The organism is Endozoicomonas sp. ONNA1 (assembly GCF_024606325.1).
Lineage (GTDB): Bacteria > Pseudomonadota > Gammaproteobacteria > Pseudomonadales > Endozoicomonadaceae > Endozoicomonas_A.
On record NZ_JAHHPN010000196.1, the window covers coordinates 21,183 to 32,694 of the forward strand.

Genomic DNA, 11,512 nt, shown 5'->3' on the forward strand with positions numbered 1-11,512 from the left:
GCAAATCCCTGAGCTTAATTAAGCTTCGCCAGGAATGGCCTAATGGAATTATCCTTGCTAAGTCGTAATAGTTCTCTCAACATGCCCTCAAGTGCGGAGTCACCATAAACAATGTGAGGCTCCGAGCCTACTTGAAGTTCTTCAGGCCTTTCACAGTAGCTGGCAATATTCATGTCCTTTTGAAAAACAAGAGCTGGAACGGTGCTGATTTTGTATTTCTTAAACAGTACTGGGTCTATCAGAACAGGAGTTGGCAACATAGGACATCGAGCCCCCTGGCAGGAAGCGTCTATTTTGAGAATTTCAGATGTGAATTTCAGTGTGAGCGATATTTTTCTGAGTCCTTGTATGCCTCCTCGAATGATCATCACTCCATTGGTTTTTGCAAGATCAGCAGCGTAGGCACGAAGTGTCCTGATTGGCATGGAAGAACTGACAAAAAGTACAGGACGATCCTGTGTGACCAGATCAGCAGCTTCTTCAGAGTCAGGTTCAGGCATAGACAGCGAAGCCCGGATTCTCTTCTTCATTTCAGCCTGCTTTTGCTGCCAATCCCTGCTATTAATCTGTGCAGCAATCTTTCCTGCCCTTTCCTGCATGTCAAGAGAAGGTGAGTAGTCAGAATATTTTGCAGCAGACTCTTGTAGTTCCTTGCTGATATAAACTGGATTAGCATACACAGTATTTGATGTAGTCCAGGCTATAAGCATCAGAAGTAAGAGATGCAGCAGTCTACTTTTTTGAACATCATCCATGAGAAATTATCTCCATTGGCAGCGTGTTTTCCTCCAGACCAGAGCATTCCGTCACGGCCTATTGGCATGCAAGCTCCATCTTTAACCGGTTTCATCATCTGGAGCTTGTAGCGATTTTTCTTCCAGATTGGGGTATAGCCACGATAACAGCCGTTCGGTGATGTGTCTTTAAGCAGTCCAAGCCTGCCCATCAGGAAGATTGATCGGGCTGCAATACCGGCATTCGCTTCAAGGTAGTCTGTTGATGTTATTGAGCCTGAGAGAGGGTAGACATTACCCCAACCGCCCATGCACCAGAAAAGACTATTGTTGGGCATGCCTGTAATGGTATTCATTGCATCTGCTGAGCAGGTAATGGCTGCAATAGGATTAGCGAAGAGAATGCTTTCCGGGTTAACAATCATTGATAGTACGTCGTTGTTCCAGGTGGGCATCACCTCACTCATCATCATGACATCAAATTCTGTTTCTTCTATGCAGGGTATGTCTGTGAACATATCAAGCATTGCCCATGCTGGGAATTGGTAATAATGCATTTGCTGAAATGCTTTACCTCCAGAACTTTTATTGCTCAATGAACCACCAAGGGTACCAGGTGCTGGGTTAGTAATTGAGGCTCCCAAAGGCATCATGCAGTAAGGGTCAGAAACCGTATCTATGATTCTGGCTGGCTCCCAGAAACTAGCCTTAACCCCGACTCTTGGAATAGCACCCTGATTACACACACAGACCGGGCTTTCAGTGTCAGTTGGGTCTTCAGACGCATTAGGGCCAAGTTGTATGACGCCAGCCAGACGTACCGGAAATATGCACTGCCATGAAATGTCCGTTATAGGGTTGATGGGTGAACCATTGCAATTACCAACCGCCCACAGCTGCTTACTCATCAGTAACAGTAGGAACGTGAGTATGAGTTTCCGTGTCATACGTTGCCTCCGGTATAGGGGTTAGTTTGCTCAGGTAAAATTCGTCAATCTGGAAATAGGTGGCAGGCTGACTGAGAATTGTCGGTACATACTCAAGCCCAAGGCGTTGCTTAACAGAATCTTCGAGAATAAATACTGGCCGTCCAATAAATTTGGATACCTTCTCAATGTCACCATCCGTAAGCAACACCATGTCAGTTGATTTGAGATGATTTTCTTTCAGCCAGACGGCATGATCTTCTCTGATAACTACAATGCGTTGTGGCAACTTGACGTACTGAAGCGGGTTAAAACGAAAGCCCTTGGGGTATAGTACACGGCCTTCGGCGTTTTTGATGTCAAACTGGGTTGTATGCCAGGGTATGTGCTTTCTTGATCTGGTCGCTGAAGCCAAAGGCAGCGACAAAGACTTTAAAGCCGACCAGTCTGACTTTGATTTTATAAATGCTTCTGGCGGTATCTTACTGGCTTTCTTTTTTATTTCATCAAGGGCATCGTTCTCAGCAATTGGATATGTTCTGCCAATAACTGATGTTCCAGCAATAGATGTACAGGATAGTGCCAGCGCACACATCAGGCTAACGAGTCTGGTTATAGAAGTCATTGACACCCTCGTTTACTTTTTGTTGTATAACGCCTTCGGTCTGACGGGTCAGATCTTGGTAATACTCGGTCAAGTCGATTTTGGAAAAGTCTAGACTTTGGAACTCTTCAGGTGTAAAGCCTCTGCAATTCGGCGCTTCAACTGATCCCCATGAGTTTGCACCAAAGCTATTGAGTTGCGGGCGACCTTGCTGATGAATAATTCTCGCCATTTTTGAGTTGAAGCAACAGTAGGACTTTGCTTCTTGAACGCAGCCAACAAAGTCCCATTCCTCTTTGCAATACTCACCTATATAGTGACAATAACCTGAACCCGACATAATGGCTGTGTTCATGCTCTCCGAATCACAGGCTTTGGTTAGATAATCCATAACAAAATGTAAAGCCACAGAAATTGCCAGGGTTGTAGGATCTATAGCAATTAATGTTCCCTGAGTTGCTGTTGTGGCAGCGGCGGCGGAGGCTTCAGCCACCGTAGAGCCAGTGGCAAGCATGTTTTGATATGTGTAAAAAGCACCTTCTGCGATGGTATATACCGTCTTAACCGTGTCAAAGGAACCGGCAAGTCCTGCAATAGAGCCAACGTCGTCGGTGAGGATTTGACCATCGCCAGAGTCACAGCAATTTTGGAAGGCAGTTTGTGTTCCTGAGGTAAGACATTCGCTTGCTTTACCCGAGTAGATCATAAGCTGATCCATGCACAGTCCTTCATTGTCACGCTGTCCATCATCAACGAGCATGGTTCCAGTGATATTGTCAGTAATTTCAGGCGTGGCAACATCCAGGTCAACACAGCGGTTTTGACTGCATTGATATTTTCCATTGTTATTCAGACAAGCATACTCATTACCAAGAGGGCAGGCATAGGTTGTTTCTTCTTCACAGGTTTCCTTGGTTATAGATGCTGTGAATGTAACCTGAGCAGATAAGATATTCCAATTAGAGCAGAATGATCCGTAGCATATTTCTAATGGGGTATAGGGTAGCCCTTGTGGGCTTAGAGAAACGTCATAAACCATACCATTAGCACAGGTTGGGTACTGATTGACTATGTAGTTAGGTGCAATTGCTGGAGGGTTGGTCGGGTTCGGGTATGTCATGAGTACAGATACATCCATAGATAAGTCTGGGTATCTCTGACATAGTGAAGGAGTAATTATTGTGTTATCAGTTATATTGACACTATTTACTGTTGAATTACTGGGATTATATAATGTTGTTGTGTGTTTGTTTTGAAAAAAGTTTATATGGTGCCTAGTGCTTGTTTGTCCTGCTTGAGTCTGTATTCCAGCAAATAGATTAGTAGTGTAACTACCCAGGCTGGTAGCAATGGTTGTGCATTCTTTTTTAGAATTAATATCACAGTCAGTCGCCAATGGACAAAACTTGTCTCCATCAATAGTAACGCATGCTTGTGTTTCACCGGGATCAGCTACATTACCATTGCCGTTCAAGTCCTGACCACACATCCAATTTTCAGCGATTGATAATGGAGTAATCAGAATTGAAAGGACTAAGGTAATTGCATATTGCCACTTGTGCATATTATGTCCTGTCCTGCTTTCCTTAGCGTCTGCATAATGGTCGCTGCTTCAGCAAATTCATTAATGTTTTGACAGTTCTTAATAATTTCCTCTGAGCTGTCTTCGATAGGGCATGTATTGTCCACGCACTCTTTATAAAATACGTCGTACTTGATGCTGCTAGTTGTTTTATCCTGAACTGTCCCGAACTGAGTTACGTCAGCAGCCAGCCTTGGGATTCTGGTCTTGCACATCGGGGTATAGCTCAGTGTGTTAATTGGCTGGGAAGTATCAAATGAACCGCTACTGTAGGTGAACTGCCCTGTAGACTGGTCAGCTATACGGTCTTTGTAGCCGTCATTGGTGGCGTTTTTATAGATGTACGCTGAACGATCAAGGCCAGTTTTGAGATCATAGTCATCGTCTGATTTGCACTGATATTTTCTCTTTTTATGAAACCAGTCTCTGGTAGCGGCAATGCGGCAGTAAGCTCCGACAATATCATTGGTTTGTGGTAATGGTGTAAGGCCAGTGGCAGCGTAGTTGCGAAAGGTCTGAACCCCATCAACAGTCTCCTCAACCAGATTGCAGGCAGGTTCCTGCTCGAAGGCTGTGCAGCTGTTGGTGACATAATCTGGTTTGAGTTTGCAGGTGGTATCGGCTTTGACAATGGCTCTGGTATAACCCTCTCCCCCACCAGTAACTTCAACCCTTGTTTTAAAATCTATAGGTCCGCCTCTTTTTAAGTGAGAGGTAAAGTCGACGTTAGGGTTCATTCGCCAGTTGGTTGCCAACTCACAAGAACCGGGAGGTCTGCCAGTCCCTGTCCAGTTGTTGTAAGGGCCCGACCAAATTACACTGTTGTTGGATGTCACCTGAATCCAGTCATCGAATGCAGCATGAGTCAGTGTGGCACTGATAATGCGTTCAGGTTTTTTTACGTTAAAACGGGTATAAGCTTCATACATGGTGCAGGAACCGCCCCAGTAGTTATCACCCTGACGACCTAATACCAGTTCAAGACAATCAATTCCGCAGACGCGAACACTACCCACACCACCATCAAAACCTATGATGTCCTCAATGGTGGCCTCATCCATATTGATAACACGACGCACATCGCAGGACTTGTACGTGTAACTGTCAGTACTGCCAAGGTTTGATTTAACCACCCCTTGATAGAGATCATTGGACTGAGCTGTAGAGAAGGCATCAGAATTCAGCTTGTTTGGATTGTTAATATAGGACGAAAGCTCACTGGTTGAAGGGATAGAAGAATCAGCATAAGAGTCTGAAGCAACGCAGGCTCCCGGCTTCTGGCCATAAAATCTAATGGTGGTGTCACTGATACTGGTATCGCTGGTTGCATAGTAGGGGTTTTTGGCAGAAAGAGCAGCTGACGCGCCACCGCCAAGATCATTCAAAATGCTTGATATGTTATTCCATGCCTGACGGTCTCCGCAGCTATCGTTGATGCAATAGCAGCCGCCCATATCAGAAAGAGACATAGGTTCCAGTGTTAAGGTGCCTGAGTCTGATGCTGACCACTGATAACTAGTACAATTATCCCATGAACCAGGATTACAACTGATCAGCCCATTCGCACATACCCCGGATACTGTCTGTAAAGGAGTAACATTCTGAAGAGTCCCATTCAGTTTTACGTCTTGGAGCAAATGCAGGAATCGAATATCGCCGGTAGGTAAAGGCTGAATAGCCATTTCAAGGAATTTGTTATTGCTAGAGCAGCCAAGTTGGGCACTGAAGTTACCTGTTCCATCGGCTGTAGAAAGGTTTTCAGTGGTCAGCATCGGGTTTGCATAATTGTTCTTCAGTCCATCCGCAGAACCTACTTGTGAACTGACCATTCCGGCACTGGCCTTGGCTCTGCTAACCACATCGTCAGCGGAATATACCAGTGTCGGCAGTTGAAACAGGAGGAACAGGGCAACTCTCATCACTGTACCCCAGAGAGCTTCTGAATAGCCTGATAAGGTTCCATTCCTTGTTCTAGCAAGGCATTGAACATGCTCTTTTCAGTACCGGTACTGGTGTATATCCAGTAGCTCCAGGGATCAACTGAGAGTCTGGCGACACCCTTACCAAAGGGAGTATCAACAAACATCTCACTATATCGAGGTTTTACGTTTCTGACACTGCACAGAAGATCACCGGCAAGCCCGGGATAATCCACCATTTTTTCATCAATGGCCTTTTTATGATTTTCACCCCTGAGCAGGAAGCGATAAGCGGCATTTGCCAGGATGACATCACCCAACTCACCGAACTGTTTCAGATCAAGAAGACTCTGAAGCACCACACCGAAACTGCCAGAGTACTTACGGGCTCTACGATAGCCTTCTTCGACAATACCAGTTAGTCGGGAAAAGTCCTCGACACCATTTTTCTTGAGCAAAGTTGCTGCTTCTTCAAAGATAATGAAGCGTGGTGTAGAACGATCAGACAGATAGAGATCTTCTGTGACCTTGTTCATGATCTGCATAATGACCACGGAAAAAAGCTCTTTCTGTGGTTTGAGGTCTTCCAGCTCGATGACGACAAAATCATCATTACTGATGTCAAAGGTGGACTTGCCGTTAAAGAAACGCCCGTATCGTCCTTTACTGGTAAAGTCATGGAGGTTAAAAGCCAGTTCTTTTGCTATTTCAATAGCTTTCTCAAGCTTTAGATCACCGTCACCGGCATGCTTAGGGTAGGTTGATAGATACTCAAATACGGCATCAATTCCGCGAAGGTTATGACCGTTCCAGTCCACCCACTCACAGGCTTTTTTGATCAGTGACCATTCGGTTTCTGTCGTGCTGGCTCCCGAACCTGAGAAACACATCTCTGCCACCACATAAGCGGCGGACATCTGATTAGAAAGACGGTCTTTGTCGTCGTTGTAATGAAAGTCGAAAGGATTGATGCAGATGTTTTCCTTGCCAAAATCCAGGAAGACGCCCTTGTTGGTTTTTGCCAGCTTTTCATAGCTGCCACCAATATCAACAATACGAACCTTGGCTCCAGCCGCATAATAGTTGGAGGCTAGGAAGCCCAAACTGAACGACTTGCCACTACCGGAGCCAGCTGCTACAAAGAAATTATGGTTATCACTGCGAGTGTCAAAGACATCCAGACCGTAGATTTGTCCTTTCCTACCCACATAGGCAAGAACCGGCTGTGAGCTGCCCTGAAAGTCAGACTGAACAGGAAGAAAACGTGCAATAGCAGACAATGGCAACATAAAGTGCCTGTCCATATTGGTGACATTGTTGCCTGTGTTATAAAGGCCAAAAGGCAGAGAGCTAATCATCATTACCTTGGAAAGTCGGGTCTCTCGCTGCATTTCAAACTGCTGGTCTTCCCAGATTTTGTAAACCCGACTGGAGGCATCACGAACCTGTTCCTCCGTATCGCCAAAGAGCCAAAGACTGGGAATAACTTTGAAAAACGGTTCATTGGTTGCCAGCTTGTCCAACGCCCAACTGTACTCTTCAACCCGTCTGGCTACGTCTTTAGCGAAAGAACCAGTAGCCTTCATAGTCATCAAAACATCGGCTTTACTTTTAATCGAAGATGCCTGGTTATCAAAGATAATATTCAGGCTGTAAAGGAATGGAACATTGATCTGTCGGGCATCATCGGTTCTGCCCATATAACCACCAAATATTTTGTTGGCTTTCAGAGGATCAATATTTTTAGTGAGCGCTTTGGGAGAGACGCATCGCCCGAAGCGTTTTCCCACTTTGACCATTGAACCATCCCTGAAATCCAGTGGGCTATCAGAGTTAATCACTTGCTTTCTTAACAGTATGGATGGGTCGTGCTGGGCATTGTTATCATACTCTTCTCCGCTAAAGAATCGACGCGCCCAAAGTACCAGATCATCAGAGTTCCATCGTCTGGGAGCAAGGCCGTTACTTTGCAGCGTTTCCTCGATAAGTGAGAGTTGGTCTGAGTCGATGTTGTTAGGTGTTTTCAAACAAACCAGTAAACGGAAGTTACGAACCGGAATTCCATTCATGGACTTCATGCCATTAACGCCAGAGCGAAGGAACTTGGCATATTCGTCCACTGTCTTCTGTGCAAGAGCGTCCTTGCGAACCTTATTGGCCTTATATTCGTTCAGGAAACCATCAATATTATGATCTGGGCAAAGTATCCATTGCATGATTGTGCCATCAGGATAGTCTTGCTTCAGCAGCCCCTCAAATGCGGTGATTTGTGACATATCGCAGAAGGTCAGTGGCCTGCATTCCCAGATAATGCCGACGGTATTATCAGAATTAACAAACAGTTCGTGTTTGTCATTGAAAAACATCCAGGGAAGAAAGTCTGAGAACTGATCCCGCTTAGATAACTTGTCAATATCCTGAGCGGTCTTGGTTCCCTTGCGTTTCAGAAACTGACCAATCATTTTTCAATACTCCCTGAATCAACGATACCCTCAACCAGTTCCGGTTTTTTATGCAGATACTGCCCGAGAACCCACTCCGGCTCTTCAATCACAGAAAATATAAATCGAGGCATGTAGAGCACTTGCTTACGTGTTCCGGGTGAATAACTGAGCACCAGTGTCCTAATGGTTTCAGGGGCTCGCAGCATGGGAGTCTGAGGATGTTGGATCAGGGTGGAAAGTTCCTTGTAAACACTATCCCTGTAATTCGGGTAGGGCTGTTCCGCTGGCACAACAGGACTGTTATCAGAACCGTTTGATGACTTTTGCGCCTCATTCTTAGATGTTGAATTGCCTTTCTGGGAAGCCGGTACAATCAGCTCTCCTTGTGGCTCTCCTGTAACCGCCTCTTTGTAGGCTTCTTCCATTGACGCACATTTGCCGTAGTTGTCTTCCAGACGACAGCCGAATTCAGATTCATAGGGCAGAATATTGCAACCACTGATAACAAAACTGAAGACGATCAGGGATATAGATTTATAGAACATGGGAGGTCTCCTTAATTTCCAGTTCAACGCCTTCTTGAATAACAACGGTTACGTCCTTCGCGGTTCCCACCTCAATAATGGGCGTGACCTGCTTGATGTAATCCACAAAGATTTTTTCTAACTGTTCAGATCCGCCCTTAATGCCCTCACCAAGGCCAGCCTGAAATGCTTTGTCAGGATCAATTACCTGTGTCTGACCGAGCGGACTGGAGGTAACTGTATTGCTGCTGGTTGCCACTGTGCCACCAATGCCTCCCACAAAATCCGCCATAAAAGCTCTTCCCATCAAGGCTCCAGCTCTGGTCACAACATTGCCTGCCATACCACGCTTGCCATCCTTGTCAGCTACAAAACCAAGCACGTCCTCTTCAATAACTGCCTGACCGTCCAGAGACATACAGGCAAGGCTCACGATCTTCACTTGAACCCGCTCTTTTGCCAGGTTGCCGTGTGCGTTTCCAATCACGAAACAACCTTTCAGGTTGGCCTTGAGCGAGTTCGGGAGAACAGCCGGAGCCTGTATCCGGAAAATAATGGTTTCAGGATTGCTTGTGCCGCCTTCACTGGTTAATGCGTCGATGCCAGTCAGGAGTTTCGCTGGCATAAATGAAGGTGGAAGGTAAACGGTTCGCTTTTTTTTTGTGTTATTTTGCTTAAATGCAACACCTTCTGCATGTCCGATACTACCGATAATTTGCGGTTCGACCTGAATATTATTGATCACGGTTGCATTGGGTTGTGTTTGTGCAAAGGACGCAGGAAGCTCTGGCATTGGCGGATATTCGATAACACCAGAAGCCATCACCTTTGTTTCAGGCTCAACGCCAATAGAAGCAGAGGATAAGTCGTTAATGTCTTCTACTGCATTATTATCTGCAATTTCTTTGATCAGACTTTCAAGGGCATCAAGTCTTGCATCGTTAGTCTCGTTGGAATCCTTGAGCTGGTTATTCATGTACTCAAGATCCTTATCCACCTTGGTACGAATATCCGCTTCAAGCAAATTGGCATCGGTCATGATCTCTTCTTCAACTACTTTAGGTGGTTCCACCTTTTCATCCTGTCCGGAGAGGTAGTATGTGGAGAAGAGAGCAGTAAGAAGGACGGCGCCAGCGCCGTATTTTTTAATTTTGGATTTTTCTTCGCTATCCCGATCTTCCCACCATTCTTGTAATTTCTCTTTCATCAGTTGATCTCCTTCTCAACAATGAAAAGTCTTGCAGTCTGGCCTTTCATCAACTTCAGGGGGTGGACGGTTACAGCGATAATATTGGAACTCAGACTGGTATCGAGGAAGTCATATTCATTGAGTTGCCGGTTTTCGAATGTTGCCACTTGATACTCAATCAGGTTGAGCCCGATGCCCTCAATGGTAACTCTGCGAACAGGTCTGAGTCGGAGCGTATCCTTGAAGTTGATCCAGTCTTTTTTCAATCGCTGAACATTGAATGAGTCCGGGATATTACCCGTCATGACTCTTCTGGTAATGGTCACAGCTTGCTCTTCAAGATCGAGAGGGGAGAGAAGTTCAATATTGGTCTGTATTTTGTTCTTAATAGGATTGCCCAGATGTACAGTCCGGGCATCAGTGGTTTTTGGTGTCGCAATCAGGGTATACACCTCGCCATCACAGACCACGTAAAATTCTGATCTTGAGGTGACATAATCTTTTTTGGTTCCATCGTCACGAACCAGGAACTTAACAAACACATTGCTGCCACTTGTTTTGACCGTGATCGCTTTTTCCTGAGAAAAGTACACGTCATTGATGGCACCCGTCTGGCAAACAATGCGGTTTACATCACGATTGGACAAAGTGACATGATGGGTGGTTTCTGGCATCAAGGTTGATGCGTGAACCGTCACGGTGAAAAGCATAAATATCAGGAATAAGGTTCTTCTCATCATGGTTTGAGTTCCTTCAGGTCAGTCAGTTGGAATAGTCCCTCCCTTATCCTGTAGGAAATCTTGTACTTGAGAGGTGTTGTGCTGGTAATGGAGTTACCAACGATTTGTTTCTTAACTGCCTCAATGTAGAGGTATTTGTTATCAACGTTCTTAATGGCCGTACCAGGATTGATGCGGACCTGATAGCTGACAGAGTTATAGCGCTTTACGTCTTCGGCTATTTTTTTGTAATAATCTCTGGCCTCTCCATATTTCTCTTCTGAGTATAGGGTCAGTAAAAGTTCAAAATTTTCATCAACATTTCCGGCTGTAATATTGCCGCGCAAATCAATGATAAAACGTGCCATTCTGACAAGGTAAGTGTGTCCAGCAACACCATTGGTAAACTCGTAGGTCAAACCTGTACCAACAGGAACAATGTGTGTTTGCCGTTTATTGTCCATTCGTTGGATCGCAACGGTGTTAAACATGGTACAGATCAGAAGAACCCCGAAACCCACCTTAAGCAGCCTGTTTTCTGCAAATACAGAATCCGATTCATTTACCAGGCTTTTAAAATTAATCAGGCTCATTTTTCCTCCGACTCATTCATAAAAGACGTCAGCGGTAGGCAGCGGATAGCCCTCGATGGAGCTGTAGCCGTACTCATAAAGGATGTGCTGAAAAAATCCCCGCTCACGCTTTCGCTTGTACTGAATTGCGGAAAGGAGAAGGAGTAGCGCGATACCCCCTGCAAACATGCCAAATAACAGAACAACCAGATAGGTTCCCAGAATCAGAGTCCATTCTGTCGTGTCAAACCAGAGTATCTGCATAGGCATGTGCAAATATTGGGGTACGCGCTCTTCCA

The 11,512-nt window shown here is 45.3% G+C and carries 11 protein-coding genes; all 11 read right to left on the minus strand.

Going from position 1 to position 11,512, the window contains the following annotated elements:
- Nucleotides 1-14 precede the first annotated feature (14 nt).
- Nucleotides 15-755 carry a type-F conjugative transfer system pilin assembly protein TrbC gene (locus KDK19_RS04585; protein WP_257291433.1) on the minus strand — a complete coding sequence of 247 codons (741 nt, stop codon included), beginning with the start codon at nucleotides 753-755 and terminating at the stop codon, nucleotides 15-17.
- Nucleotides 710-1,642: a TraU family protein gene (locus KDK19_RS04590; RefSeq protein WP_257291434.1), complete on the minus strand. Its 933-nt coding sequence runs from the start codon at nucleotides 1,640-1,642 to the stop codon at nucleotides 710-712. Before KDK19_RS04590 ends, KDK19_RS04585 begins: the two co-directional genes overlap by 46 nt.
- A complete protein-coding gene (locus tag KDK19_RS04595; RefSeq protein ID WP_257291435.1) occupies nucleotides 1,635-2,285 on the minus strand; it encodes a hypothetical protein in 651 nt (216 codons plus the stop codon). The genes KDK19_RS04590 and KDK19_RS04595 overlap by 8 nt, the downstream gene beginning before the upstream one ends.
- A complete protein-coding gene (gene traN / locus KDK19_RS04600; protein ID WP_257291436.1) occupies nucleotides 2,260-3,828 on the minus strand; it encodes a conjugal transfer protein TraN in 1,569 nt (522 codons plus the stop codon). Before traN ends, KDK19_RS04595 begins: the two co-directional genes overlap by 26 nt.
- A complete protein-coding gene (locus KDK19_RS04605) occupies nucleotides 3,798-5,765 on the minus strand; it encodes a hypothetical protein (RefSeq protein WP_257291437.1) in 1,968 nt (655 codons plus the stop codon). The genes traN and KDK19_RS04605 overlap by 31 nt, the downstream gene beginning before the upstream one ends.
- Nucleotides 5,765-8,227 (minus strand): TraC family protein, encoded by a 2,463-nt coding sequence (locus KDK19_RS04610; protein WP_257291438.1) that lies wholly within the window; start codon nucleotides 8,225-8,227, stop codon nucleotides 5,765-5,767. The genes KDK19_RS04605 and KDK19_RS04610 overlap by 1 nt, the downstream gene beginning before the upstream one ends.
- Nucleotides 8,224-8,754, minus strand: coding sequence for a TraV family lipoprotein (locus KDK19_RS04615; RefSeq protein ID WP_257291439.1), 531 nt, complete (start codon nucleotides 8,752-8,754; stop codon nucleotides 8,224-8,226). The genes KDK19_RS04610 and KDK19_RS04615 overlap by 4 nt, the downstream gene beginning before the upstream one ends.
- Entirely contained in the window at nucleotides 8,744-9,940 is a 1,197-nt protein-coding gene (locus KDK19_RS04620) for a TraB/VirB10 family protein (RefSeq protein ID WP_257291440.1), read from the minus strand. The genes KDK19_RS04615 and KDK19_RS04620 overlap by 11 nt, the downstream gene beginning before the upstream one ends.
- Nucleotides 9,940-10,662, minus strand: a complete 723-nt coding sequence (locus KDK19_RS04625; RefSeq protein ID WP_257291441.1) for a type-F conjugative transfer system secretin TraK — start codon at nucleotides 10,660-10,662, stop codon at nucleotides 9,940-9,942. Before KDK19_RS04625 ends, KDK19_RS04620 begins: the two co-directional genes overlap by 1 nt.
- On the minus strand, nucleotides 10,659-11,234 hold the full coding sequence (locus KDK19_RS04630) for a type IV conjugative transfer system protein TraE (RefSeq protein ID WP_257291442.1): 576 nt from the start codon (nucleotides 11,232-11,234) through the stop codon (nucleotides 10,659-10,661). Before KDK19_RS04630 ends, KDK19_RS04625 begins: the two co-directional genes overlap by 4 nt.
- Nucleotides 11,235-11,246: 12 nt before the next feature.
- The coding region (locus tag KDK19_RS04635; RefSeq protein WP_257291443.1) for a type IV conjugative transfer system protein TraL at nucleotides 11,247-11,512 on the minus strand (266 nt) is incomplete at its 5' end.

What these genes read in the sequence shown, in the direction of transcription:
- KDK19_RS04585 (WP_257291433.1), bottom strand. Translation starts at nt 755, where the DNA reads ATGGATGATGTTCAAAAAAGTAGACTGCTGCATCTCTTACTTCTGATG.
- KDK19_RS04590 (WP_257291434.1), bottom strand. Translation starts at nt 1,642, where the DNA reads ATGAGTAAGCAGCTGTGGGCGGTTGGTAATTGCAATGGTTCACCCATC.
- KDK19_RS04595 (WP_257291435.1), bottom strand. Translation starts at nt 2,285, where the DNA reads ATGACTTCTATAACCAGACTCGTTAGCCTGATGTGTGCGCTGGCACTA.
- traN (WP_257291436.1), bottom strand. Translation starts at nt 3,828, where the DNA reads ATGCACAAGTGGCAATATGCAATTACCTTAGTCCTTTCAATTCTGATT.
- KDK19_RS04605 (WP_257291437.1), bottom strand. Translation starts at nt 5,765, where the DNA reads ATGAGAGTTGCCCTGTTCCTCCTGTTTCAACTGCCGACACTGGTATAT.
- KDK19_RS04610 (WP_257291438.1), bottom strand. Translation starts at nt 8,227, where the DNA reads ATGATTGGTCAGTTTCTGAAACGCAAGGGAACCAAGACCGCTCAGGAT.
- KDK19_RS04615 (WP_257291439.1), bottom strand. Translation starts at nt 8,754, where the DNA reads ATGTTCTATAAATCTATATCCCTGATCGTCTTCAGTTTTGTTATCAGT.
- KDK19_RS04620 (WP_257291440.1), bottom strand. Translation starts at nt 9,940, where the DNA reads ATGAAAGAGAAATTACAAGAATGGTGGGAAGATCGGGATAGCGAAGAA.
- KDK19_RS04625 (WP_257291441.1), bottom strand. Translation starts at nt 10,662, where the DNA reads ATGATGAGAAGAACCTTATTCCTGATATTTATGCTTTTCACCGTGACG.
- KDK19_RS04630 (WP_257291442.1), bottom strand. Translation starts at nt 11,234, where the DNA reads ATGAGCCTGATTAATTTTAAAAGCCTGGTAAATGAATCGGATTCTGTA.